This is a genomic window from Pyrobaculum calidifontis JCM 11548, assembly GCF_000015805.1.
Lineage (GTDB): Archaea > Thermoproteota > Thermoprotei > Thermoproteales > Thermoproteaceae > Pyrobaculum > Pyrobaculum calidifontis.
In genome coordinates this window covers 123,084-147,441 of the sequence record NC_009073.1, presented here as the reverse complement: position 1 = coordinate 147,441, position 24,358 = coordinate 123,084, and the positions used below count along the sequence as shown (strand labels likewise).

Below are 24,358 nucleotides of genomic sequence, written 5' to 3'. Positions count from 1 at the left end.
TCGAAAATTTCTAGCGCCTCGCACCGCCGATTGGTTACACTGGCTAGAGACCACTGGAAAGCCAGAGGCGCCGAGCGAGGAAGGGGATAGTGAGAAAGTCTTGACTACTTGTGTTGTGAATTTCGACAAACAGTGCTTGTATAAATTTTGAACATAATCTGCTAAGCGCAATACTGAGGAGCCTACACTTGATCGAGAAATAGCAGACTAGGGGCGACAAGCTTTAATACACATGTTTTCTGAGGTACATGAGGGCTTTGTGGGCGGTATCTCTCCTGGCGCTCGTACTAGCTGCGGCGGCGTTGGTCGGCTGGTTCTCGCTACAAGTCTCCCTAGGCGAAGTTAAGGCCGAAGTCGGCAAGCTGGGCAAGGATGTAGCCACTAATTTAAACTCCCTTGAGAAGAGAGTTGCAAACATATCGGCCTCTGTGGATAAGCTCCTCAACGCGACGAGGGGGCTTGAGGAGCGTGTGTCTAAGCTTGAGGCCAAGAAGGCGGCTGAGAAGGAGATCGTGGTAGTGCCCGTGGATTTTGCGATTTACGACTATGAGGTAGACTTCCTTGTCAAGTACGTGAAGAGGCTTGAATTCGACGACAGAGTGGCCGGCGTCGTGCTTCTGATAAACTCGCCTGGCGGCGCCGTGGGGGCCACTGAGCGCCTCTACAGCACCATCGCCGGGTTGAATAAGACTAAGTACGCGGTGATCGCTGGGCTGGGCGCCTCGGGGGCCTACTATACGGCGGTGGCGGCTGAGAAGATATACGCCACGCCCTCCAGCTGGGTGGGAAGCGTCGGCGTAATTGCCCTTATAGCGCCCGAGGACTACCTCGCCGAGGTGCCCGACTGGATTTATACCACAGGCCCGTGGAAGTACTACGGCAAAGACCTCCTGGCGCTGTACGACGACGTGGAGAAGACTAGGGAGAACTTCGTCAACGCCGTGCTCAAGGGGAGGGGGGACAGGCTCAAGGATTTGAAGGCGGTTGAGACCGCCGAGATATTTAGAGCTGACGAGGCGCTGAGGATTGGGCTAATAGACGCCATAGGCGGTCTGTGGGACGCGGTGAGGGACATGGCCAAGGAGCTGGGGCTGAAGAACTACACAGTGGTGGACATATATGAGAGGCACAACGCAACGAGGTACACCGGCATAGTCATACCCCTGCTGGGCGGCAAAATAGACGCCAAGACGCTTCTGAGGCTGAGCCCGGAGCCCATCTTCTACATCTACCCAGGCGCCGTGCAGTTCGACGGCTTCCCCAACGCCACAGTGCCGCCGGTGCAGGTGGCGGTGGAGGAGAGGCGCGGGGCGCCCTACGTCGTCCTCGACATGTCTCACGGCAACGCGGTGCCGCTCCCCTTGCTGGAGCCCTTGGCGGCCGAGCTTGTGCCAAGGGGTTACGGGATTAGGGTGGCCAACAGCGAGTCTGAGCTAGTGAAGCTCCTCGACAACGCCACTGGGCTAATAGTGGTAAACCCCACGCAACCCTTCAGCGAGGAGGCCCTCTCGGCGGTGGTCAACGCCACTAGGAGAGGCGTCAGAGTGCTCTACATGGTCGACGTGAAGAGCCCCGTCTTTCTCTCCTACGGGTTCATCATAGTGTTCACGTCGTACAACGCGCCCCTCTACGTGCACAACCTGCTCGCATACTTCAACGCCACGGTGGTCCACAGAGCCGTCTACAACGACACGGCCGCGGGGGCCAAGACCTTTACGGAGAACTGGCAGTTCCTCCATGTCACAGACTTCCCCAACTCCACTCTGTTTAGAGGAGTGCGCCGCCTAGTCCTCTTTGGCGCAACGCCGGCCTTTACGCGGGCCCAGTATAGAGTAGACGTCCGCGGCGCCGTGCGGGGATACGGGCCTGGCAACTACACAGTGGCCTTCGCCGTGGGCAATTTCACATACGTGGGCTCTGTGAGGTCTTTCACGCCGTACTTCATCCAGCTAGGCGACAACAAGAAGTTCTTCTCCAACTTGGTGGAGTGGCTGGTGGAGCCGCGGCCAATAGCCCCGCCGCCTAAAAAGGCTGAAACGACGCCCACATATCCATACTACCCGGTGCCAATTCCGCCAGTCAAATAGTGCTTCTTTTTGTACACGAGTCTTTTTCGACTTAATCTCGCGGTCTTTTTTAGAGCCATAACAAGGCCGCATACAGTTCTAAAACCACCCCTCGGTCTCTACACTGTGCCTGACCTTGTCTTCGTCAGAGAGTCTCCAAAGCCCCCTCTTGAAGTCTAGGAGGACTATGCCCAACATGCTGGCTACATAGTCGCCTATAATCACTTCGCGAACCGCCGGTTTATGACGGGGTTTACGAGGATGGGCTCCACGCGTCTGTCCTCAAGCAATAACTCGAGCTGTGCCCCGTCCTCTATTAAGTAGGCCTCCACCTCGCCGCCTGTCTCCATGGAAATCAATGCACCAGCCTTAGGAGGCCACACGCCTATCGCCTTAGCGAACTGATGACCAATACTCTCATCCTACGTCCCATTGTTGTTGAATCCTCACTAAGGCAATATGTGACCCCTAGGGAGTTAGAACGGCGAGGGTACCCACGGCGAGGCCGCTGACTAGGTTGACGGTCTCGTTGCTTAAGAGCCCCCGCTTGACGCAACCCGGGCGGGGTGTCTCGGAGAGCTGAGAGCCGCAGAGGTATTTCACTTGGAGCGAGGCGCCTAGCACGCTGTCTATTACTTCGCCTAGGTAGCCGAGGAGGGCTATTTTCCACGCGTCGCCCAGGCCGAGGGCGTGGGCTAGGAGGGCCGTGGTCAACGCGCCTGCGGCCGACGCGGCGGCGCCTATTGGCGTAACGCCGCCCGACGTGCCGGGGTCAACTCTCCTCCAGGGGGCGAGGATGTACCTGGGCGCGCCGCCGTAGGCCACGCCCACCTCGCTTGCCCACGTGTCCGCTGCGGCCACGGCCACTGCAGTGGCGGCGGCGGTGAGGAGGCGCGGGTCGCCTGAGGCGAGGTATGCCAGGGAGAATACTGCAATGGGGGTCCCCACGCCGACGACTTGGCGCAGAGACCTGCCAGAGACGTCTTTGAGACCCATTTCCCTCTTCCACTCTGCCCTCAGCTTGGTCAACAGCGACGAGGATATGAAGAAGTAGGTCAAGACGGCGAAGAGGCTGAGGCTCGCGGCGGCCACCGCCAGCCCCACTGCTACGGCGGAGGCGGCGCCGCGGGGGGTGAGGTAGCCCCTCTTGAGGGCGAGAAGGGCGAGGGCCACTATGGAGGGCATTACGACGAGGCTTGCGTCCACGGCGCCTACACTGCATATATATTTATTGGTTTCTTTTGCCATGGACGTCGTAAGTAGACTGCACCAGAAGTACGGCGCAGAGGTTGAAAAGGCGCTTGTGCGCTACCTCTCCATTGGCCTGGCTGAGGACTTTAGAGAGGCGGTGTTGTACCAGGTGAAGACCGGGGGGAAGCGGCTGAGGCCCCTCCTCACCTTGGCGGCGGCTGAGGCCGTGTCTGGGCAGTGGAGGCCGGCCCTCCCCGCGGCGGCTATCGTAGAGCTGATCCACAACTACTCGCTGATTTACGACGACATCATCGACAGGGGCGACGTGAGGCGGGGGTTGCCCACTGTGCGGAAGGCCTTTGGGGACAACGCCGCCATACTCGTCGGGATTTGGTACAGGGAGGCCATTGAGGAGGCCGTCCTCGACACGCCCAAGCCCACGCTCTTTGCCAAAGAGGTGGCGGAGGTGATAAAGGCCATCGACGAGGGGGAGAGGCTGGACATCTTGTTTGAGGCGGCTGGGCGGAGCGACCCCTACTTCGTCCAAGCCAGGTGGAGAGAGGTGACGCTAGACGACTACATCAAAATGGTGTCTCTCAAGACTGGGGCGTTGATCGCGGCTGCGGCCAAGTGGGGCGTCCTCTCAGTGAGCGACGACCGTGGACTTGCCGAAGCCGCGTGGAACTTCGGCATGGCCGCGGGTGTGGCCTTCCAAATAATCGACGACGTGTTGGACATATACGGCGACCCCAAGAAATTCGGCAAAGAAATTGGCAAGGACATAAAGGAGCACAAGAGGGGAAACGCGGTGGTGGCCGTGGCCCTCTCGCATCTGGGGGAGGGGGAGAGGAGGAGGCTCTTGGAGATCTTGGCCAGGGAAGTTGTGGAGGAGGCCGACGTCAGAGAGGCTGTGGCGCTCTTGGACTCGGTAGGCGCGAGAGAGGAGGCGCTGAGGCTGGCGGCGCGGTACAGGGAGGAGGCCGAGAGGCACTTGGCCAAGATCCCCAACAACGGCACGTTGAAAGAGCTGTTGGACTTCATCGTGGCGCGGGAGTATTAAATGTACGTGGTAAAGTTCGGGGGCTCCGCCATCACCGACAAGACTAAGCCGTATACCTACCGGCGGGGGCGCGTGGCCAAGGCCGCGGCTGAGCTCAGGGGGAGGCAGGCCGTGCTTATCCACGGGGCGGGGTCCTTCGCCCACCCCCACGTGAAGGCCTTCGGCCTCACCCCCCTGGGCATCGCGTTGACAAAGGCCTCTCTGCGGAGGCTCACGGCGTATGTGGTAGAGGAGCTCGCCGAGGCCGGAGTGGCGGCTATGCCAGTGGAGCCGAGCGACGTGTTCTGGGGGAGGGAGCTGAGGCGCGTCGAGGTGTTGACCCACGCCCTCTCCCACGGCCTATACCCACTCCTCCATGGGGACATAGTCCCCTCCGACGGGGGCTACGTGGTAGTCAGTGGAGACGACATGGCGGTAGAAGTGGCGAGGCTCCTCAAGCCGCGGGCCGTGGTCTTCCTAATGGACGTAGACGGCATATACACCGCCCCGCCGGGCACCCCCGGCGCCGAGAGAATACGGAGGATAGCGCCCGGCCTAGCGGTGGAGGGGGCCGGCGGAGTAGACGTGACGGGGGGCGTGAGGAAGAAGGTAGAAAGCGGCCTCGAAATAGCTCGGCTGGGAATTCCCGTATACTACTGCCACATAGAGGACAGAGAGGCGCTTAGAGAGGCCCTAGATGGAGGCCACCCAGAGAGGTGCACAGTGGTGGAGCCTATACAATAATCGCCGACTGAACAGTGCCGTTGACTATTTGAAATCTAAGGACGCGCGTCAAATCCACAGTGAGCCCGAGTCTATGCGCCTCTCCCGACGCCCAGTCGTATACTATGCGTACATTGTTGGGGTTTGGGGCCAAGAGAACCACGGGGAATTTGGCGTTTGTGGGAAGCAACTCGTAGAAGTCGCTGGGCACCACGGCCGCGCTAGTCACCGGGAGCGGCACGATGTAGACGGGGCCCTGGGACGCGTCTAGTACAATTCTGGCAATCAATTGGTCGGGATACACAATCCCTGGCTGATAAGGCAGTACGTAGACATACGCCGTTTGGTACACAGGCGGCTTTTCAACAGTGACATTGCCGTTGAAAAACACGTAGGCCTGAGACGCTTGCAATACAGCATTAAAGTCGGGCGGCGGAGGGTTGCCCCAGTGAAAGCATATGCCAGTGGTTCCGCATATGTACCCTATCTCTGCGAAGATTAGCGCGGCTAGTGCTATTATGAAGATTTTGCCCCGCTTTCTCTTTCGCTCACTCTTTGCTTTAGCCATGGTGGAGCTGGAGGGCGGCTTTATAAGCTTGTCGCGTTAGCAGTCGTAGAGGGCGGCCGGGTTTGCAAATGTGGCCCACATGGCAACTAGGTAGAGCAGGAGGAGGCCTATTCCCACCACCTCGAGGGATTTGTACCACCGGGAGAGGAGCAGGAGGGAGCCGGTCAAGGCGCCCAGGGCCACGTAGCCCCCCAAGACGCCGCAGTAGGGCTTGTAGACGAGGCTCCACAGGCCCCCCAGCACCAGGGCCACGAGGACCACCGCGGAGAGGCCCACTGCGAGGTCGAACTTCTGCATGGCGAGGGCGCATTTACACGTTTTTAAATATCCCCCCTCCCGGGGCCGTGATCTACGAGACTGAAACGAGGTGCCCCGTATGTGGAGCCAAGGCATTTAGATACGTGGAGTTCCTCTACGACGTCCCATTCTTTGGCAATGTACTCATACAAAGCGGGGTGTGCACGGCGTGCGGCTACCGGTACTTCGACATAGTCTACGCAGACGCGGGGCGCCCCACGCGGGTCACCTTCACCGCGAGAGACGGCCTCGACGTGGCTAAGTCGTTGCTCATTAGGAGCCGCACGGGGCGCATCTACTCCCCCGACCTGGGCTTCGAGCTTGAGCCAGGGACGCAGGGGGAGGCCATGATCACCACAGTGGAGGGCTTCCTCTACAAGGTGGTGGACTACGCGGAGAGGCTCAAGGTGCTGGAGCCCGAGAAGGCCGACGTCGTCGACGCCTTCATACAGAGGGTATACGAAAAGATCGAGAATGGGGGCTTTACCCTGGTTGTGGAGGACCCCCAGGGGAAGTCCTTCATTTCGCCGTACAGGCCCGACACAGTGCAAGTGGAATACCTCGACGAGGGTCAAGCCGGCACTCCTCCACAGTAGGCAGAGACGTATACGTCCAGGAGGTGGGCCAAGTCGTCGTATTCTTGCAATCTCTTGTACAAAGACTTCACTAGGTCGTCTGTGTCATAGCCCATCTGTCGGTAGCGGCAGGCCCGGATCAACGTGGCGAGCTTGTCTGCGAAGGCCACGACCCGCCCCACTAGGTTCTCCTCGTAGCGGTACCAGCGGAATAGCTCCAGGAGGTGGGGGAACTCGCGTTTGAACACCTCCTCCTCTACCTCCTCCCAGCGCAGTCGGTTCCTCACCTCCCGCGACGGGTGGCCGAGGTACGCCTCAGCCAGGTCGTGGACCGCCGCGGCGGCGATCACCTTCTCCACGTCGATGTCTACGCCCTCTGCCCTCAGCCTAGCCGCCACCTCCGCCGCCAGCAACGTGGCCAACAGAGAGTGGGCGCACACCGTCTCTGCGTTAGAGACGCCCCTCTGGAGCCACCCAACCCTCGGCGTATTGCAGAGCGTGTCTACGACCGAGAGGAGGCTCATGGCGCCCCAAAGGCCAGGGGGTCTGACCGCGGGTTTATCTCAAACGCCACGGGGGTCTTAAGCACCTGCGGCACCTCCTCGCGCTTGAAGTTGGCGAGGGCCCAGGAGAGCTTGGCGTAGGCCACCTCAGGCAACATGTCCTCCACTGGCACCACCCCAGCGGCCAACAGCTCTCTCCCCCTGCGGTAGACGTAGAGGTTTACTCTGCCGTACAAGGTCTGACTGGCCATGGCCACCACCACCCCCGCGTCTGTCAGCTTCTTCACCGCGGGGAGTAGGTACTCCCCCACGTGGCCAAACCCCGTCCCCTCGATAACCACCCCCTTTATCCCCAAGTCGAGGAGGGCCTCCAACATCTTGGGGTACATCCCGGGGAAGAACTTGACCAGGGCCACAGCCTCTTCGAACTTCGTGGTGTAGGAGAGGCCGCCCCTCTCCTTGTACTGCGGCTCTAGTACCTGCAACAAGTCTTTCTCGGGGTAGTACTCGGCCAGCGGCTGGGCGTTTATGGACTGGAAGGCGTCTCTCCGCGACGTGTGCATCTTCCTCACCCGAGTGCCCCTGTGAGCCGCTATCACGCTGTCACTACTCGTCTTGTGCATAACTACGACAGACTCGGCAAAGGGGGCCCTGGCGGCGACGGCGACCGCCGCCTTGAGGTTAAGCACCGCGTCTGTGGAAGGCCTGTCGCTCGACCTCTGGGCGCCCACAAGCGCAATTGGCCCCGGCGCCTCTCTAAAGGCAAAGGCGAGGGCCGCAGCCGTGTAGTGCATAGTGTCTGTGCCGTGCAAGACGACAACCCCCCTGGCGCCTTTTTCAAAGGCCTCGCCTACTTTCGCCGCTATTAGAGACCACGTGGCCGGGGTGAAGTCTTCGCTAAACTTGGCGGTGACCTCCACGAGCTCCACAGGCGACTCCACTTCGCCCAACAGCTCGAAAAGGTAAGACGCCGACAGAGTGGGGTACACGCCCCCCGTAACGTAGTCCACGCGGGAGAGAATTGTCCCGCCAGCCGCCAAGACCCAGACACCAGGCCCCACCTGCTTAGGCGGCTCAGCTGCGCCAAAAGACGGGGGCGGCACATCCCCCAGCTCCACAAGCTCCCTAATCCTACTCCTCTTAATCCCCACGTTGTACCCATTCCTCAGCTTCACGACAACTACATCTGGGTCGCTGAACTGGGTAGGGGGCAGAAGGACGCCTTCAAAGACGTCTCCGCCTTCCAGCACCACTCTGACGCGTTTATACATACGGCGGGAGATGGAAGACGGTAAAATATTTACTCAAAGGGGCACTTGGGCTCCCCAACCGTGTACGTGGGCGTGAATGGGAACTTGAAGCCCTCCGCCGTATGCAACCAGCCTACCAGCGACTGGCCGTATTCCACTCTCACGTCGAAAAACGCCTTGACTACCGCCGTCTCGCCCGCCCTAACGACTGCGCGCGGCGAGTCGCCCACGTAGACCTCTACCCGTGACGCCTTTACGCCCCCCAGCTCTACGCTCTCGATCTTCAACGCGTCGGAGCCTCCAGCGGCGACGCACAGCTTTACCCACGACCCGCCTCCCCCGGGATAGACGTAGGCCTGTAAAACCGCTATGTAGGTATACCGCGCCGCGGCTTGAAACATAGTCATGAGGTACCCAGCCACGGCGAGAGCTATGGCCAAGATCACCGCCATCAAAATCGCCACCTGTATGCTGACCACTGCCCCTCTCACACGTCTACACACGGGGAGGTATATAAAGAAGAGGGGAGGCGCCCCGCCGGGGTCACAGCGCGGCACGGCGCCGGCCTTGCCCGGCGTAGTCCCGGCAGTGGGAGATAGTGCGGTGGTTTTTAAACTTGTACGGCGCTACGCAGGATTTTTTAAATTGGATGCACGTCGTGGACATGGCGAGGGCCAAGTCTGCAAAAGCAATAAACGACCCCAGGAGGATGCAACTCCTGCAGATAATTAAGGAGCGTGGTCCGCTTACGCAGGGCCAGCTGGCCAAGCTAACGGGAATGTCGTGGGGGACGCTCCAGTGGCACCTCTACGTCCTCGAGAGGGAGGGGCTCATAAAGCGGATTAGGCAGGGGGCCCTTGTCTACTACGCCACGCCGGAGCAGGCCCTCGCGTAGGCGGAGAAAACACTTTTAAAGAGAAGTGGCGTAGCCTCACATGTCCCGCTTTCAGATAAATAAGATATCTGACTATATCTGGGAGATTCCGCCGGGCCAGAAGCCCTGCCAGAAGGTGCCGGTGAGAATCTACGCCGACAGCGTCTTGTTGGAGAAGATGAAGACCGACATGACGCTGGAGCAGGGGGTAAACGTGGCCTGTCTCCCCGGCATCTACCGGTGGTCGATCGTGTTGCCGGACGCCCACCAGGGCTACGGCTTCCCCATCGGAGGAGTGGCGGCTATTGACGCAGAGGAGGGCGTGATATCGCCGGGCGGGATTGGCTACGACATAAACTGCGGCGTGAGAGTGCTCAGGACGAATCTCACGGAGGAGGAGGTGAGGCCGAAGTTGAAGGAGCTTGTGGACACCATCTTCCGCCTCGTCCCGCCGGGCGTCGGCGGCACGGGCCACCTGCGGCTCTCGCCGGGCGAGTTCGAGCGCGTCCTCGCCGAGGGCGTGGAGTGGGCGGTGCAGAAGGGCTACGGGTGGGCTGAGGACATGGAGTACATAGAGGAGAGGGGGTCGTGGAAGTTGGCGGACCCCTCTAAGGTGTCTGAGAAGGCGAAGGCGAGGGGAAGGGACCAGTTGGGCACTCTGGGTTCTGGCAACCACTTCCTAGAGATCCAGGTGGTGGACAAGATATACGACGAGAAGGTGGCCAAGACCTTTGGCATTGAGAGAGAGGGCCAGGTCGTGGTGATGATACACACGGGCAGCAGAGGCTTTGGCCACCAAGTGGCCACCGACTACCTATTGATCATGGAAAGAAAGATGAGGCAGTGGGGGCTGAACCTGCCCGACAGAGAGCTAGCCGCGGCGCCGCTTAAGGACAAGGTGGCGGAGGACTACATCAAGGCCATGGCGTCGGCGGCTAACTTCGCTTGGACGAATAGGCACATCATCATGCACTGGGTGAGAGAGGCCTTTAAGAAGGTGTTCGGCTCCATCGAGAAAGTCGGCTTAGAGCTGGTATACGACGTGGCCCACAACATCGCCAAGCTCGAGGAGCATGTGGTTGACGACAGGGGCACCGTGAGGAAGGTGTGGGTCCACCGCAAAGGCGCCACGAGGGCCTTCCCGCCTGGCAGACCCGAGATACCTGCCAAGTACAGAGACGTGGGTCAGCCCGTGCTGATCCCCGGCTCCATGGGCACTGCCTCGTGGATCCTCGTGGGGACTCCCGAGGCTATGAGGCTCACCTTCGGCACTGCTCCACACGGCGCTGGCCGCGTCCTCAGCCGCGAGGCCGCCATCCGCATGTATCCGCCTCACAAGGTGCAGGAGGAGCTGGCGAAGAGAGGCATCATCGTGAGGTCGGCCGAGACGGAGGTCATAAGCGAGGAGGCCCCCTGGGCGTACAAGGACGTAGACAGAGTGGTTGAGACGGCGCACCAAGTGGGCTTTGCCAAAAAAGTGGTGAGGCAGAGGCCTATCGGAGTAGTGAAGGGCTAGAGGGGGAAACACTCCCTTAAATCTCCTCTGTACAGCGCGTAGCCAACGATAACTCCATCAAAGCCTGCTTTTAACGCATTTTCAACGTCTCTACAGTCCTTAATCCCTCCAGCGTAGTAGAGCCTCTCAGCAACCTCCCGCAACACCGATGTGGCCACCTCCAGGGCGACCCCCGCCCCGGTTCCCTCCACCTCCACTGCCGTGACCACCAGGCCTCCGAGGGGGCCGAAACGCTTTAAGTGCTCCACCGCCTGGCCCAGGGGAGCCCCTTCAGACCTCCAGCCGTCTACCAACACCACACCTCTGCGGTAGTCGAGGGAGGCAACGAGGCGGCTTCGATACAAGTCGGCGATGCGCTGGAAGAGGGCGGGGTTTTTGAAGGGGAGGGTGCCCACCACGGCGTATTTGCAGGTGCCCAGCGCCCAGCCGATGGACGCCTCGTCTCTCAGCCCGCCGCCCACTTGGCAACGCCCCCCGAGGGCCTTGGCCACTGCCTCGATCGTCCCCACGTTGACTGGGCGCCCCGCCTCTGCCCCGTCTAAGTCAACCACGTGGACGAGGGGCGCCTTGGAGAGCCTCGACGCGAGCTCCAGGGGGTCTCCCACGAAGACGTACTCCCCCCTCCTCCCCTGGACCCGCTTGACGGCCCTGCCCCCCTCTATGTCTATGGAGGGGATAATCATTTCAAAACGCCCTTGGTGCTCTGGACTCCGCTTGCGGGGGACACGGCGGCGCGTAGGGCTAGGCCGAGGGCCTTGTGCGCAGCCTCTACCTTGTGGTGGGGGTCGCGGCCTCTGGCGTATATGTGGATGGTGGCGCGGGCCTCCGAGGCGAGGCTCCTCACCCAGTGGGGGAACATGGGGAGGGGATAGCCGCCAATCGCTACGTTGGGGAGCTTGGCTTTCACGACCCAGTAGGGCCTGCCGCCTAGGTCCACTGCCGCGAGCGCAAAGGCGTCGTCCATGGGCACTGCCGCCCACCCGTACCTAGCCACCGCCGACCTGTCGCCGATTAGCTGGTCTAACGCTCTGCCCAGCGCAATCGCCACGTCCTCGATGACGTGGTGCCCGTCGTCTAGCCGCCTCTTCTCCTCCGCATACACCCGGCCACCCAGCCCGGCGTAGAAGAGGAAGGTCTCTACCATGTGCGTGAGGAAGGGGATCGGCGTCTCCACCTGCGCTACGGCGCCGGGGACAAGCTCCACTACCACAAGTGTCTCCCTAGTCTCCCTGCGGTAGGACACTAAAGCCCCAGAGAAAGGGTTTATATGCGTTGATCTACCTCGCCACAACTACAGCAAGAGGGAGGTACTGCTGGCGGCTACTCCCATCTCTTGCAATGATCTTTACTCTTACGCCGTAAACGTCAATGAACTCAGGCACGCTATACGTCGGACCATAGATGTCACCTTTGTTGAAAATTGTTAGCGCCGGCCCGCGCCACCATCGACCCGCATCTTCTACCTCAAAGGAGATTAGTATAATGAGTAGTGCGGGGTTACTCCCTGCGCCTTTGGTGGCCGCCCGTAGTAACTCAACGGCACCTAAGGGGGCGCCTACTTTGATGTCCTTCTTACCCCTCGATGAGTAGAGCGCAAACAATTCCCTTTCGAGGTATAGGTCTCTGCCTGGATCTAGTCTGTAGGTTCTAATGACGGTTACGTTAGCGTTGGAGCTCAATGTATCTAGCAACTCCTTTTGCGGCGTGTGGTCGTCGATTGTGCTGACGGCGCCCTGCGGCAGGTACAGCACATCTGTCTGAATCTTAATGTTCCCGGTGCGGACTGTACTCACCACTCTGTCTCCGTCATGACACACGTAGTATTCGTCGTATTTATAGACCGCTAATCGGCCGGGCAAAAATGCAGTATACCACCCCTCTGGCGTAACATCAGCACCAAATGCAACTTGGAAGTCGTTGCTTTTAATGTCGTATTCTATTGCGGCCAGCTCTCTGACTGCTATATCTAAGTTGCCAATTTCATGTCCGAGGAGCACTGTGAAATCTATGTTGACGCTACTTACATGAGTTATAAAGCCTAAGACGGACACTAGGCCCGAGTAGTTGTACTGGTTATAGAGCAGGAACAAGGTAATGCGCCGCGTGTCAATTAGCGTTGTGTTATACCGCCACTCGTAGTTGCAGTCTAGGCCAGGGGCGAGTCGCGCCGCTGTGTTGTTGACCTTTTTAATCGGCTTTTCTATGATGTAGACGGCGGCTTTTATGACGTATTCCCCACGTTCCATATTGCCTACCTCTCTTGGCACGTAGTGAGCCGCGGCGAAGCCTATGTGGGTGTCGCCGTACCATATGTCGATTTGTATTGGGACTTCTATGTCTGTGGCGTTGCTGTTTAGCCAGTCGTCTAGGGCCTTTCTAAAGTCGCCGTTTACTGGTATGCGGATCACGTTGCCTCTGGCCTCGAAGTCCCTGATCTCGTACTTACCCACGTTGGGCCCCTTGGCCCACACTTGCACGTTCCCCATGGGGGGCACACCAATCCTTCGCATATTGTCTAGTACGACTACTATGTATGGCGGACCCGGCTTGTCGAAGTAGGCGCGGTAGAGCGGCTTAATGTAGACTCTGTACTTAAGGGGCGCCTCCTCCTTTACCTCCACGCTTATCCACACGGGCATGCTGACAGTCGCCGCCACGTATGCGAGCAACAAGGCAACCACGCCGATGGCAACTCCATATAGTACTCTCCTCTGCATAATGGGATAATGAGGATGTCGTTTAGATGTTTTTCCGTTGGGCACGGCTTTATTTTATATACACGAGGTTTTTCCCGTATGCCTGCTGTGCGGGTGATACCTTGCTTGGACATGGATGGAAAGGCTGGCGTAGTGGTGAAGGGGGTCAACTTCCTCGGGGTAAGGGAGGTGGGGGATCCCGTGGAGCTGGCGGTGAGGTATGAGGAGGAGGGGGCCGACGAGCTTGTGGTACTCGACATCACAGCCACGCCGGAGGGGCGGGGGACCTTTGTGGAGGCTGTTAGGAGGGTGGCCACCTCGGTGTCTATACCGGTGGCCGTGGGGGGCGGCGTCAGGGGGCTTAAGGACGCAGACGCTCTTTTCAAGGCGGGGGCGGACAAGGTCTCTGTAAACACTGCGGCGGTTAAGAGCCCTGGCCTTGTGGAAGAGCTGGCTAGGGAGTACGGCTCTCAGTCCGTGGTGGTGGCCATTGACGCAAAGCGGGTGGGCGGGGGCTTTGAGGTGTTTATAAACGGGGGAAGGACGCCCACTGGCCTAGACGCAGTTGCGTGGGCTAGGAGGGTGGAGGAGCTGGGGGCTGGGGAGATCCTCCTCACGTCCATCGACCGCGACGGCACTAAGCTGGGCTATGACGTGGAGCTCATACGCGCCGTGGCCTCGGCCGTCCGTGTCCCCGTAATAGCCTCGGGAGGGGCGGGGGAGCTGGAGCACTTCTACGAGGCGGTCAAGGCTGGGGCCGACGCGGTGTTGGCGGCCAGCCTCTTCCACTTTAGAAAGCTCACCGTGGGGGACGTCAAGCGCTATTTGAGGGAGCGGGGCGTGGAGGTGCGGCTATGAGGCGAGGCGGGTTGCCAAGGGACGTGGTGAAGGGCGTGGAGGCCGTCGTCGACGACGTGGCTGAGCGCGGCTTAGAGGCGGCGTTGCGGTACTCGGAGCAGTTCGACGGAGTCAAGCCCTCGGCGCCCATTGTTGAGCCAAGGGCCGGGGGCGACCCCGCCGTCGTAAAGGCGGCGTTGGAGGCGGCTGAGTCGCTTAGGCGGGTCTACAAGAGGCTTGTTCCGCCGGACGCCGTGGACTACTACGGCGGCTTCATGAGGCTTGTGTCTTGGCGGCCCGTGGACAAAGCGGCGCTCTACGTCCCAGCTCGGTACATCTCCACCTTGGTCATGCTGGCCGTGCCCGCCTCGCTGGCCGGCGTGAGGGAGATCTACGTGGTGACTCCTCCCAGGGGCGTCACAGAGGAGCTCCTCGCCGTGGCCAAGGAGCTGGGGGTAAAGGGCGTTTTGCAGATAGGCGGCCCCCACGGCTTGGCCTACGCCGTGTTTCACATTGGCGTAGACGTAGTGGCGGGGCCCGGCGGCCTCTACGTCCAGGCGGGCAAATACGTCTTGTCTCAGTATGTGGGGGTTGACGGGATTGAGGGGCCTACGGAGCTCGTGGTGTACGCGGAGGGTGTCGCGCCCGAGGTGGCAGCCAAGGGCGCCATGGCGCAGTTGGAGCACGGCCCCACCTCCTTCGCCCATGTCCTCTCCCCCGACGAGGAGCTCCTGAGGGCTGTTGAGGAGATCTACAGGAGGGAGAAGACCTCCTCCATGGGCCCACTACACGTCAAAAAGGTGGCGGGCGTGGAGGAGGCGGCGAGGGTCGTAGACGAGATTGCCCCAGAGCATTTAGAGGTCTGGGGGAGGCGGGAGTTGGCCTTCATGGTGAAAAACGTAGGCGCGGTGTCTATAAACGCGCCGAGCCCCTACTTGGACTACGTGGCGGGCATATGCCACGTGTTGCCGACCGGCGGCACGGCCAGGTGGCGGGGCCCCGTGACCCCCCTCAACTTCCTAAAGCCAATCGGCGTGGCAGAGGCCGTAGGCTCCGTGGACCCCGCGCTGGCCGAGGCGGCGAGGGTGCTCGCCAAATACGAGGGCTTCCAGCGCCACTTCGAGGCAATATGAGCTGCCACGTGTTAGAAAGGCTGGAGGAGGTCATTAGGCAGAGGATTAGGGAGGGCAACCCCCAGAGCTACACCTACCGCCTGTACAGCTCCGGCCTCCACAACGTGGCTAGGAAAGTGGGCGAGGAGGCCGTGGAAACGGCGGTAGCCGCCTTGGCGGAGGGGGAGGAGAGGCTTGTGCAAGAGGCGGCGGACCTTCTCTACCACCTCCTCGTCCTACTAGCCGCCAAGGGACTCGCGCTCGCGGACGTGTGTAAAGAGCTTGAGAGGAGGATGAAGTAGCTACGAGATCAGCTTCTCTATTGGCGTGACGACTATGTCCTTTGCCCCGGCCTCCTTTAGGCGTATGACTATGTCGGGTAGCTCGTCTTCGGGGACTACGCTGAAGACTTCGTACACGTCTCCCTTTGCCAGCGGCGTCACGCTGGGGGCCTCCATGGCCGGCAACACGGCCAGCACCTTCTCCAGCCTCGAGGCTGGTACGTTTAGGAATATCATCTTCTTCCCCTGCGCCGCGTAGTACCCCTGGATGAAGGTGGTCAACTTCTTTGTGAGCTCGTGGTTGACGTAGCTTGGGTGCACTATTAGCCTCGCCGAGGTTTCAAGCACCGTGGCTATGGGCACGAGGCCGTGGACCTCGAGAGTGGTGCCCGTGGCCATTACGTCGAGTATGGCGTCTGCAATGCCCAGCTGGGGGAGGATCTCCACAGAGCCCGTGACTCTCACCACTCTAACCCGCTTGCCCAACTCGGCGAAGTAGTTGTAGGCTATGTTCACGAACTTGGTGGCGACGCGGGTTCCCGGCGGCAGCTCGTCCACGGTCTTTATCCCAGAGGACTTGGGCACCGCCACCACCAGCCTCCCCCTCCCAAACCCCAGCTCCAGCGCCTCGACGACGCTGGCGCCGGACTCCACCACGTAGTCGTGGCCGGTTACCCCGGCCCACACCTTGCCCGACTCCACTATGTACGGGATGTCCTCAGGCCTCGCCCTTATCACATTTACATCGCGCCAGCTCGTGGGCACCACTAGGGCTCTCTCGTCAGACGCCAAGAGCCTCATGCCGATGGCCTCTAGGAGCTTCAGCGTGGGGTCTAGGAGGCGGCCCTTAGAGGGTATTGCCAAGAGCATGGGGACGGGCCATGCGGCCTATTGACGGCCGGTATTTAAAGCTTCTTCTAGGGCTTTAAGGAACTTCTCCATCACTGGCATAGGCGCCAGGGTAAATCTAATGCACGAGCGGCAGAGGGGCTTGCCGCCCAGAGTCCTAACCACAAATCCCGCGGCGTCCAGCGCCGAGGCCACCTCCTCCGCGTTGGCCACGTGCACAGTAATGAAGTTGACGGGGCCCACGTACTTCTCAGCCCTTATCCGCGGCGCCACCGCCTCTCTCACCTCGGTCACCTGCGCCACGGACTGTTCCACATAGCGCCGGCCCCTCTCCAGCGCCCGCTCCACCACCTTTGCCGACAGAGCCGATATGGGGTGCGGAAGGGAGAGAGACCTCAGCACATCGGCTATCCTCTTGTCGGCTACCACGTAGCCCACCCTCAGCCCCGCGAGGCCCCACGCCTTGGAGAAAGTCCTCACCTCCACCACGTTGCCGTACTCGTAGAGCTTCGGCGCCCAGTAGCCGGCGAATTCGGCGTACGCAGCGTCGTATATGACCAAGCCCTGGAATCTTGCCGCCAGCTCCTCGAGCTCCTTCACCACGTGGGCCGTGGGGTTGTTAGGCGAGCATACATACACAGCCGACGCGCTCGACTTCACTACCGCGTCGACGTCCAGCGAGAGGCCAGCCCCCAGGGGCACTGCCACGGGCCTCAGCCCCACCTGCCTAGCCACGACCCTGGCCATGCCGTAGGTGGGCTCCACCACCGCCAGCCCCCAGCCCCCGTGGAGGGCAAGCGACATGGCCAGCCTGAGGCCGTCGTCGGCTCCCGCCGTCACCACCACCGAGCCCTCTGGCAGAGAGAAGTAGCGCTCAATGACGGACGCCAGCCGCCTATTTAGCGGGTCCGTGTAGTACCTAAGCTCCCAGGGCTCAGCCGCAGCCGCCACTTCCCTGTAGTATTCATCGGGGAGGAAGAGGTTCTCGTTGAAGTGCAATCGGTATTTGGCATATCCCACGTCCGGCTCGTCGTAGGCGAAGTCCAGTGAGGGAAGCCGCATTAAGCACAGAAGCCGCCCAGTAAATAAGCTTAACGCAAATATAGCCCCCATTCTGCCTTCTTCTTTTTACGCACGTAACGCGAGACGTGGCGTTTAACGTCGGCAACCACGGAGGCGACTCTGCGCTCTATACAAAGTATTAATATTTGCTAACCAATAGAGATCTCGTGCCTAAGTTCGACGTTGTGTTTCTCCACGCCCCCAGCGTTTATGATTTTAGGAAAACTGCGAAGGTGTACGGGCCTATAGCCGACGTAATACCCTCAACTCCCGTGTTTGACATGTATCCAATAGGTTTTTTCTCGCTGGCATCGTACTTGAGTTCTAGTGGGTATAAGATTGGCATAGTCAACCTCGCCGCCAGGATGTTATTGGACAAAGACTTTGACGTAGAACGCGCGGTTAAGGGGATTGAGGCCGAGATTTTTGCAATAGACCTCCACTGGCTGGTCCACTCGCACGGAGCTATTGAAGTAGCTAAGCTGGTGAAGAAGTACCACCCAAACTCGGCCGTAGTCTTCGGAGGCCTCTCCGCGACGATATACTACGAGGAAGTTCTATCACGTTACAGACAAATTGACTACGTAGTTCTTGGAGATACGGTTGAAGTACCGTTTAAGATGTTAGTAGAGCATCTGCTAGATAGTAGGAGGGGTCTGGAAGAAGTTCCAAATTTAGCTTGGCGGGATAGAGAGGCCGTGAAGACCACGGGGATTAAGTTCGTCCCTAAAAGCCTAGATGAATACGCAGTAGACTACGGCGAGGTTCTCAAAATAGCCGCAAGAGGAGGCGCCCTCTCGGCAATTCCCTTCGCCGGATTTTTGAAAGAGCCTATAGGCGCAGTGCTGAGCTACAAGGGCTGTATCTTAAACTGCGCAACTTGTGGAGGTAGCCTTTGTGCATACGCTAGTTACTTCTCTAGGACGTACCTAGGCGTGAAGAAGCCTGAGACTCTAGTAAATGAGGTAAAGAGCATAGAACAGTACTTGAGAGTGCCCATATTCGTAGTTGGAGATCTCCAGCCCTTGGGCGTTAAGTGGATTGAAAAATTTGTCGAGGGTTTGAGAAGAGAGAGATTCTCCAGCGAAATAATTTTTGAATTCTTCACCCCACCCCCACTCAACGTCTTGAAACTTCTCTCAAAGGCCTCAGACAGCGTGTATCTACAGATTTCCCCTGAGACGCAGGACGAATTACTGAGGTTGAAGTTCGGCAGGCCATACGACAATAGCTCACTGGAGACCTTTATCAAAAGGACTCTATCGCTCGGATTTGCCAGGCTAGATCTCTACTTCATGGTAGGCATACCCGCCCAAACCCTCGACTCTGTCCTTGCCATGCCGAACTACGTTAGAAAACTCTACGGGCTACTGCCAAGACCTCAGAGGCATAGGCTAGACGTCTTTGTGTCGCCGCTTGCCCCCTTCATAGACCCTGGAAGTAGGGCCTTTGAAAACCCCCGCGCCTTCGGGTACAGGCTGAGGGCTAGGACTCTTGAAGAGCATAGGAGGCTGTTGGAATTCTCTAGAGACTGGGTTGAGATGTTGAACTACGAGTCTGACCACATTAGTAGAAGCGAGATAGCCTACGCCGTATACCAAACAGCAAGAGAGTTTGTAAAAATTAAGGCAGAAAACGGCGTAATTTCATGGGATCAAGCTAAAGAGACTCTAGAGAGGATGGAAATGCAACGTAACGGCGCTTTTGTCAGAAGCACCATAGATCTTTACCCAAGTAGAAGACTCCTGAGGTCTGTTAGATGGAAGTTGATAAGCTTGATGGGCTTTAGAGGGCTAGTATCTATTGCAAGAGACCTAGCGCCTCTTATTTAACTGAGAAATCCGCCTTCCCTTATAAGGGTGGCGGTGCTGTTGGGCAGTATAGAAGCGGATACGCCATTGAAGCATCCGTGTTGCCTAGTTTCCACCCCTTTAGGGCCTATGGACATAGGCACGCAAAAAGTGGCAGATCCGCAACGGCGCCGACACCTATCTCTTGGTCAAGGCATGCCCTTTATATAGCCCCTCGCATCTCTCGACGTGGACGCGGTGCCGCTGGCAACGCCCGAGGAGGCGTGGCGCATAGCAAAGTCATTGAACTACCGCCACATAGGGGGCACAGTGGTTGCGGTGGTGCAGGACGTAGAGACGGGGGAGGTGCTCATGGTTGGGCACATGGACCCGGTAGCCGTGGTTCTGACGCTCACAACGGGCCTCGCCCACTACTACTCGACGTCGCGGAAGAGGATTTGGCTGAAGGGCGAGACGTCGGGACACTACCAAATAGTGAAAGAGTTTCGGACGGACTGCGACGGCGACGCCGTGGTATTAAAAGTCGTTCAAATTGGGGCCGCCTGCCACACGGGGGCTAGGAGCTGCTTCAGCTCGCCCGCCTCTTTCAAAATCCGCCTAAACCGCGACGCCTAGCCAGCCTACCTCCTCCAGGCGGCAAAGAGGTTGCGCAACAGCGCCAGCCCCGCCTTCCCGCTCCTCTCTGGGTGGAACTGCACGCCGAGTATCGGCTCTTTGTACACCGCGGCGACGTAGGGGCGCTGGAGCTCCACATATGCCACAAAGCGCGCGTCTGGGGCATACGGGACACCGAAGCTGTGGAGGTAGTAGTAGTAGTTCTCCTCCAAGAAGGGCAACTGCTTAACCACGCGGGTGTAGCTCCAGCCTATGTGCGGAACCTTGGCCGCTTTTATTCTCTCGGCTCTCCCTGGGAATATCCCGAGGCCCCTCTCCGCGCCCTCTTCGCTACCCTCGAAGAGCAACTGCATGCCGAGACATATCGCGAGCGTCGGCTTAGACTCTATTACGCGTTTAAAGCTTCTGGCCTTTGCCGCCGCGGCGTCGTAGGCGCCTACGCCGGGCAACACGATAGCGTCTACTCTATTGGCCTCCTCAGGCTCGTTTACCACCACGGGCTCTGCGCCTGCCCTCTTCAACGCGGCCAAGAGACTGCCGAGGTTTCCCACCGTGTAGTCCACCACGCCGATGCGCACGGCTACGACCCATAGCATATTTAAAAATCTGAAAGCGCGCCTCCGGGTACTACTATCTACGACGCCTTTCGCCAGTGAACCCTCGGGAGGAAAGCGGCGTGACAATTGCGTCAGCCTACTGCTGGCACAGGGGCAGCGAAAGCGCGTTGTCGATGAGCTTGTCGATGGGCCACTTTTGGTAGTCGAAGGTTATTGCCCTCACCTCGCGGGCCCTTTTGTAGGCCTCTGCGCGGGGGAGCCCCTCCTTGATCATCCGGTTCATGTGGAACTCGGTGAGGATGTACGGCAAGGCCTTCTCTAGGTTTTCCCTAATCCTCCCCTCGTCTACGTGGATAGACTTTAGCAGGCGGGCGGCGGAGTCCAGGATTTCGTCTACGGCTAAAATGGCCTGGGGTATCCACACGCGTTCATTTGCCGAGTTTGTGAGGTCCCGCTCGTGCCACAGAGCCACGTTTTCAAGCGCTACGGAGACGAGGCTTCGGACGTAGCGGGCTAGGCTGACTATCCTCTCAGAGGTCGTCGGGTTGGCCTTGTGGGGCATGGCGCTTGACCCCCCGCCGCGCTCCACCACCTCGCCTATCTCCGGCCTAGAGAGCTCCCTCACCTCCACGGCCAGTCTCTCAAACACCGAGGATAGCACGGCCAGCGCAGAGGCCAACACGGCGAATGTCTCCCTGGGCGCTACTTGAGTCGAGATGGGGTGGTAGGGCAGGCCGAGCCGCTGGGCCACTCTCTCCCTCACCGCGGGTCCCAGCTCCCCCCAGGCGGCCATTGTCCCAACTGCGCCTCCCAGCTTGGCCCTCATTAAGTCCTCCGCCAGGGCGAGGAGGCGGCAGGCGATGTGTAGCTCGTAGTAGTAGTTGGCGAATTTGAAGCCGAGGGTAATGGGCTCGGCCCACTGGCCGTGGGTCCTCCCCACCATCTCCAGCCGCCTATACCGCGCGGCGAGGGAGGCAAGTTCTCCGCCGACTGCGTTAACCTTCCTCTTTATGTGCCCCAGCGCGCGCCTCACAAGGAGTGCCCACGCCGTGTCTATCACGTCGTTGGAAGTGGCGCCGAAGTGGACAAAGCGGCAGCCGCTCTTCTCCTCGAGGAGCAAGACGAGACTCAACACGTCGTGGCCCGTCTTCTTCTCCAACTCGTAGACCTCCTCCGCTGACACAGACGCCTTGCCCACCGCCTCGCAACAGCCCCTCTCGGCCACGCCCAGTTCCTCCAGCGCGCAGACCAGCGCCCGCTCCACTTCGACGTATGCGTCTATAAAGGCCTGCGGCGTGAACAAGGCGCGGACCTCCTCTGAGCCGTAGCGCCAGTCGAAGGGGGAGATGAGAGACGGCTTCACAGCCGCCCCTTCTCGCGCCTTAAGTCCACCATGTGCCAAGGCTCAGGCCCAGTGCCAATGAGCGTGACTGGAACCCCCAGCCTCTCCTCCACCTCTTCTACCCACCGCCTGGCCTCTGGAGGCAGGTCTTGCCACCTGGTCTTCCCTGCCGCGTCTTTGAACAACGCGTCCACCTTAGTCAGCGCGATTTGAGTCGGCGTGTTTAAGAGGACGGCGCGCTTGGCCAGTTCGAAGTTAAACGGCGCGGCCCGCCTAGGCCTCCCAGTCACAGCGCCCCTCTCCACCCACCCGCGCCTCTCGGCCTCTTCCGGCGGGAGCTCGCCGGGGAGCGGCCCCCCGCCCACTCTCGTGACGTACGCCTTGAAGACCAGCACCACCTCGTCCACGGCCTTGGGCCCCACCCCCGCCTCACTTAAGACGCCGCTCGCCGTCACGTCTCTGCTAGTCACGTAGGGGTACGTGCCGTGGTAGAGGCTTAGGAAGGTGCCCTGGGTGCCCTCTATCACTACCCCCCGCTCCCTCGCTTCGTGAATCATAGACGGCACGTCGGCGAGGTAGGGCCTCAGCTCTTCCACGTCCTTTGCCAGCCGGAGGCGGCGCAGGACCCGGTCCACCATGGCGGCGCCGACGCCCTGCCCCGTGGATCCCACAGTCTTCATCAGAAACTCGTCCCTCCTCTCGGCCTCCACGTGGCGGTCCTCAATTACGCCCGTGTTGAAGTCGACGTAGGACTTGCCCTTCCCATACCTCTCAACCTCCGACAGAAACACGTCCACTTTTATCAAGGCGCCAGGCGCCACTGCCAACTTAGACGTGGGATTTACAAAGCAGGTGGGCAACGTCCGCAGTACATGCACCTCGCCGCCGATGACGACCGTGTGGCCCGCATTAGGCGCACCCGTCCTGACGCATAGCTCCGGCTTGTCGGCCAAGGCGAGGTACGCCACTACCTTCCCCTTGCCCGTATCGCCGAAAAACCCGTCGACGACCACCGTTAACACTTTGCCGCTAGATCGGCTGAATATATGTATTTACTTAACTGGGCCCGAGCCGGAGGCGTGGGTTCTCGTACTTTGTACAAGTGATCATTTTTAAACTACGTAGAACGAGTGGTAAAGGTGGTCACGTCTTATTTGTCCCGCCTCAGGGCGCTTGAGAGGTACGTGGGGGACTACGACGTGGTAATCGTCGGGGCGGGGCCCGCCGGCCTCTTCGCGGCGTTGGAGCTGGCTAAGGCTGGGGGGTTGCGCGTGGCTCTCGTCGACGGCGGGTATAGGGCCTCGCAGAGGCACTGCCCCCTCCAGACCCCCCTTGAGAAGTGCACCTTCTGCGTCCCCTGCCACATCATGTACGGGATAGGGGGCGCGGGGACTCTCAGCTCCGGCTTGATAAACCTGAGGCCAGACGTGGGGGGAGACCTCCACGAGCTGGTTGGCGACTGGGACAAGGCCATGGAGTTAATAAACTACGTGGACAAGACCTTTGTAGAATTCGGCGCACCAGACAAGGTGTACGAGCCTCAGATGGAGTTGATTGGCAAGCTCTCCGCCATTGCGGCCAGGGTAAACGCCAGAATTGTCCCCATTCGCCAGAGGCACATGGGCACCGATGGCGCCAGGGCCGTGGTGGAGAACATGACTAAGTTTCTCGAGGGGGCCGGCGTCGCGGTGATGTACGCCACGTGGGCTCTGGAGGTGGAGAAGGGGGGCAACGGCTTGTTCACCGTCAAGACGACGAGAGGGGTCTTAAACGCGAGGGCCGTCCTCCTGGCCCCGGGCAGGGGCGGGGCGGAGTGGCTCGTCGCCCAGCTCAAGAGGCTGGGGGCCTCGCTGGACTTCGGCCCCATAGACATTGGGGTGAGAGTGGAGGTGCCTTACCACGTCATGAAGCCGCTTACAGACGCCGTGCACGACCCCAAGGTGATTCTCTACACATCTAAGTACGACGACAAGGTGAGGACCTTCTGTACAAACCCCCGCGGCTTCGTGGTGAAAGAGGTTTACTCAGACGGGACGGTGGGTGTCAACGGCGAGACGTACCTCGAGCGGAAGAGCGAGAACACGAACTTCGCATTCCTCGTCACTCTGCGTCTCACAGACCCAATGGAGGACACGATAGAGTTTGGGAAGTCCATCGCGAGACTTGCCACTAAGCTGGGGGGCGGCAAGCCGCTCATCCAGCGCCTATACGACCTAGAGCGGGGCCAGCGCTCCACTTGGGATAGAATTAGGCGCTCCAGCATCTCTCCCACGCTGAAGGACGTGACGCCCGGCGACATATCCCTGGCCCTCCCCCACCGCATAGTGGAGGACATAATTGAGGGGCTGAAGAAGCTGGACGAGCTGGCCCCCGGCGTGGCGAGCCCGCAGACCTTGATCTACGCTCCCGAGATTAAGTACTACTCCGCCAGGCCCACCGTCGACAAGAACTTAATGACCACGGTGCCCGGCCTATTCGTCGCCGGAGACGGCGCGGGGCTGTCCCGGGGCATAAACGTGGCCGCCGCCACGGGCGTCTTAGCGGCTAGAGGCATACTCCTGTACCTACAGAGCGGGAAACAGTAGAGATTTTTA

General features: G+C 59.9%; 28 protein-coding genes. 12 read left to right on the top strand and 16 right to left on the bottom strand.

Annotated elements, in window-relative coordinates; genetic code table 11:
* The first annotated feature begins 248 nt into the window (after positions 1-248).
* The gene (locus tag PCAL_RS00795) at positions 249-2,087 is read left to right on the top strand and encodes a S49 family peptidase (protein ID WP_011848847.1); all 1,839 of its coding nucleotides are present in this window, start codon (positions 249-251) and stop codon (positions 2,085-2,087) included.
* Between the two features lie 78 nt (positions 2,088-2,165).
* Here the strand turns inward: PCAL_RS00795 and PCAL_RS11655 are convergent, their stop codons facing one another.
* From PCAL_RS11655 to PCAL_RS00785, 3 genes are all read right to left on the bottom strand, one after another.
* A complete protein-coding gene (locus PCAL_RS11655; RefSeq protein ID WP_264317709.1) occupies positions 2,166-2,291 on the bottom strand; it encodes a hypothetical protein in 126 nt (41 codons plus the stop codon).
* On the bottom strand, positions 2,288-2,449 hold the full coding sequence (locus PCAL_RS00790; RefSeq protein ID WP_193322767.1) for a hypothetical protein: 162 nt from the start codon (positions 2,447-2,449) through the stop codon (positions 2,288-2,290). The genes PCAL_RS11655 and PCAL_RS00790 overlap by 4 nt, the downstream gene beginning before the upstream one ends.
* Positions 2,450-2,534: 85 nt before the next feature.
* Positions 2,535-3,251 carry a DUF92 domain-containing protein gene (locus PCAL_RS00785; protein WP_011848846.1) on the bottom strand — a complete coding sequence of 239 codons (717 nt, stop codon included), beginning with the start codon at positions 3,249-3,251 and terminating at the stop codon, positions 2,535-2,537.
* A 61-nt stretch (positions 3,252-3,312) separates the two neighbouring features.
* Here PCAL_RS00785 and PCAL_RS00780 point away from each other — a divergent pair, with 61 nt between their 5' ends.
* Together PCAL_RS00780 and PCAL_RS00775 are read left to right on the top strand one after the other, a co-directional pair.
* On the top strand, positions 3,313-4,317 hold the full coding sequence (locus PCAL_RS00780; protein ID WP_011848845.1) for a polyprenyl synthetase family protein: 1,005 nt from the start codon (positions 3,313-3,315) through the stop codon (positions 4,315-4,317).
* Positions 4,318-5,040 (top strand): isopentenyl phosphate kinase, encoded by a 723-nt coding sequence (locus tag PCAL_RS00775; protein ID WP_011848844.1) that lies wholly within the window; start codon positions 4,318-4,320, stop codon positions 5,038-5,040.
* Here the strand turns inward: PCAL_RS00775 and PCAL_RS00770 are convergent.
* A complete protein-coding gene (locus PCAL_RS00770) occupies positions 5,030-5,587 on the bottom strand; it encodes a hypothetical protein (protein ID WP_011848843.1) in 558 nt (185 codons plus the stop codon). The two genes, PCAL_RS00775 and PCAL_RS00770, sit on opposite strands and share 11 nt — an antisense overlap.
* A gap of 36 nt (positions 5,588-5,623) precedes the next feature.
* Positions 5,624-5,884, bottom strand: coding sequence for a hypothetical protein (locus PCAL_RS00765; protein WP_011848842.1), 261 nt, complete (start codon positions 5,882-5,884; stop codon positions 5,624-5,626).
* Positions 5,885-5,931: 47 nt separating this feature from the next.
* On the opposite strand from PCAL_RS00765, the gene PCAL_RS00760 reads away from it, so the two are divergent.
* On the top strand, positions 5,932-6,480 hold the full coding sequence (locus tag PCAL_RS00760) for a ZPR1 zinc finger domain-containing protein (protein ID WP_011848841.1): 549 nt from the start codon (positions 5,932-5,934) through the stop codon (positions 6,478-6,480).
* Here PCAL_RS00760 and PCAL_RS00755 read toward each other — a convergent pair.
* Genes PCAL_RS00755 through PCAL_RS00745 form a run of 3 tightly spaced genes read right to left on the bottom strand, consistent with a single transcriptional unit; the run spans position 6,456 to position 8,769 of the window.
* Positions 6,456-6,983 (bottom strand): HD domain-containing protein, encoded by a 528-nt coding sequence (locus PCAL_RS00755; protein ID WP_011848840.1) that lies wholly within the window; start codon positions 6,981-6,983, stop codon positions 6,456-6,458. The genes PCAL_RS00760 and PCAL_RS00755 overlap by 25 nt on opposite strands.
* A complete protein-coding gene (gene gatD / locus PCAL_RS00750; protein WP_011848839.1) occupies positions 6,980-8,233 on the bottom strand; it encodes a Glu-tRNA(Gln) amidotransferase subunit GatD in 1,254 nt (417 codons plus the stop codon). Before gatD ends, PCAL_RS00755 begins: the two co-directional genes overlap by 4 nt.
* Before the next feature lie 29 nt (positions 8,234-8,262).
* Positions 8,263-8,769 (bottom strand): hypothetical protein, encoded by a 507-nt coding sequence (locus tag PCAL_RS00745; protein WP_011848838.1) that lies wholly within the window; start codon positions 8,767-8,769, stop codon positions 8,263-8,265.
* Positions 8,770-8,876: 107 nt separating this feature from the next.
* On the opposite strand from PCAL_RS00745, the gene PCAL_RS00740 reads away from it, so the two are divergent.
* Positions 8,877-9,107 (top strand): winged helix-turn-helix domain-containing protein, encoded by a 231-nt coding sequence (locus tag PCAL_RS00740; RefSeq protein ID WP_226951975.1) that lies wholly within the window; start codon positions 8,877-8,879, stop codon positions 9,105-9,107.
* A gap of 40 nt (positions 9,108-9,147) precedes the next feature.
* A complete protein-coding gene (locus PCAL_RS00735; RefSeq protein WP_011848836.1) occupies positions 9,148-10,602 on the top strand; it encodes an RtcB family protein in 1,455 nt (484 codons plus the stop codon).
* Here the strand turns inward: PCAL_RS00735 and PCAL_RS00730 are convergent.
* Genes PCAL_RS00730 through PCAL_RS00720 form a run of 3 tightly spaced genes read right to left on the bottom strand, consistent with a single transcriptional unit; the run spans position 10,599 to position 13,319 of the window.
* The gene (locus PCAL_RS00730; RefSeq protein WP_011848835.1) at positions 10,599-11,285 is read right to left on the bottom strand and encodes a 1-(5-phosphoribosyl)-5-[(5-phosphoribosylamino)methylideneamino] imidazole-4-carboxamide isomerase; all 687 of its coding nucleotides are present in this window, start codon (positions 11,283-11,285) and stop codon (positions 10,599-10,601) included. The genes PCAL_RS00735 and PCAL_RS00730 overlap by 4 nt on opposite strands.
* Positions 11,282-11,845 (bottom strand): imidazoleglycerol-phosphate dehydratase, encoded by a 564-nt coding sequence (hisB, locus tag PCAL_RS00725; RefSeq protein WP_011848834.1) that lies wholly within the window; start codon positions 11,843-11,845, stop codon positions 11,282-11,284. Before hisB ends, PCAL_RS00730 begins: the two co-directional genes overlap by 4 nt.
* A gap of 34 nt (positions 11,846-11,879) precedes the next feature.
* On the bottom strand, positions 11,880-13,319 hold the full coding sequence (locus PCAL_RS00720) for a hypothetical protein (protein ID WP_011848833.1): 1,440 nt from the start codon (positions 13,317-13,319) through the stop codon (positions 11,880-11,882).
* 78 nt (positions 13,320-13,397) lie between these two features.
* On the opposite strand from PCAL_RS00720, the gene hisF reads away from it, so the two are divergent.
* The 3 genes from hisF to hisE are packed head-to-tail and all read left to right on the top strand — an operon-like array spanning position 13,398 to position 15,549.
* Positions 13,398-14,156, top strand: a complete 759-nt coding sequence (gene hisF / locus PCAL_RS00715; protein ID WP_011848832.1) for an imidazole glycerol phosphate synthase subunit HisF — start codon at positions 13,398-13,400, stop codon at positions 14,154-14,156.
* Positions 14,153-15,268 (top strand): histidinol dehydrogenase, encoded by a 1,116-nt coding sequence (gene hisD / locus PCAL_RS00710; protein ID WP_011848831.1) that lies wholly within the window; start codon positions 14,153-14,155, stop codon positions 15,266-15,268. The genes hisF and hisD overlap by 4 nt, the downstream gene beginning before the upstream one ends.
* On the top strand, positions 15,265-15,549 hold the full coding sequence (hisE, locus tag PCAL_RS00705) for a phosphoribosyl-ATP diphosphatase (protein ID WP_011848830.1): 285 nt from the start codon (positions 15,265-15,267) through the stop codon (positions 15,547-15,549). The genes hisD and hisE overlap by 4 nt, the downstream gene beginning before the upstream one ends.
* Here hisE and hisG read toward each other — a convergent pair whose 3' ends face one another.
* A complete protein-coding gene (gene hisG / locus PCAL_RS00700) occupies positions 15,550-16,398 on the bottom strand; it encodes an ATP phosphoribosyltransferase (RefSeq protein WP_011848829.1) in 849 nt (282 codons plus the stop codon). It lies immediately after the preceding gene.
* 18 nt (positions 16,399-16,416) lie between these two features.
* Positions 16,417-17,439 (bottom strand): pyridoxal phosphate-dependent aminotransferase, encoded by a 1,023-nt coding sequence (locus PCAL_RS00695; protein WP_193322764.1) that lies wholly within the window; start codon positions 17,437-17,439, stop codon positions 16,417-16,419.
* 167 nt (positions 17,440-17,606) lie between these two features.
* Between PCAL_RS00695 and PCAL_RS00690 the strand changes: the two genes are divergently transcribed.
* Both PCAL_RS00690 and hisI read left to right on the top strand, forming a co-directional pair.
* Positions 17,607-19,271 (top strand): TIGR04190 family B12-binding domain/radical SAM domain protein, encoded by a 1,665-nt coding sequence (locus PCAL_RS00690; RefSeq protein WP_011848827.1) that lies wholly within the window; start codon positions 17,607-17,609, stop codon positions 19,269-19,271.
* A 207-nt stretch (positions 19,272-19,478) separates the two neighbouring features.
* Positions 19,479-19,865, top strand: a complete 387-nt coding sequence (gene hisI / locus PCAL_RS00685) for a phosphoribosyl-AMP cyclohydrolase (RefSeq protein WP_011848826.1) — start codon at positions 19,479-19,481, stop codon at positions 19,863-19,865.
* Between the two features lie 5 nt (positions 19,866-19,870).
* Here the strand turns inward: hisI and hisH are convergent, their stop codons facing one another.
* From hisH to PCAL_RS00670, 3 genes are all read right to left on the bottom strand, one after another.
* A complete protein-coding gene (gene hisH, locus PCAL_RS00680; protein ID WP_193322763.1) occupies positions 19,871-20,443 on the bottom strand; it encodes an imidazole glycerol phosphate synthase subunit HisH in 573 nt (190 codons plus the stop codon).
* 115 nt (positions 20,444-20,558) lie between these two features.
* Positions 20,559-21,785, bottom strand: coding sequence for an adenylosuccinate lyase (gene purB, locus PCAL_RS00675; RefSeq protein WP_011848824.1), 1,227 nt, complete (start codon positions 21,783-21,785; stop codon positions 20,559-20,561).
* Complete coding sequence (locus tag PCAL_RS00670) at positions 21,782-22,786, bottom strand: adenylosuccinate synthetase (protein ID WP_011848823.1); 1,005 nt, start codon at positions 22,784-22,786, stop codon at positions 21,782-21,784. Before PCAL_RS00670 ends, purB begins: the two co-directional genes overlap by 4 nt.
* 117 nt (positions 22,787-22,903) lie before the next feature.
* On the opposite strand from PCAL_RS00670, the gene PCAL_RS00665 reads away from it, so the two are divergent.
* Complete coding sequence (locus PCAL_RS00665) at positions 22,904-24,349, top strand: NAD(P)/FAD-dependent oxidoreductase (RefSeq protein WP_193322955.1); 1,446 nt, start codon at positions 22,904-22,906, stop codon at positions 24,347-24,349.
* The last annotated feature ends 9 nt before the right edge of the window (positions 24,350-24,358 follow it).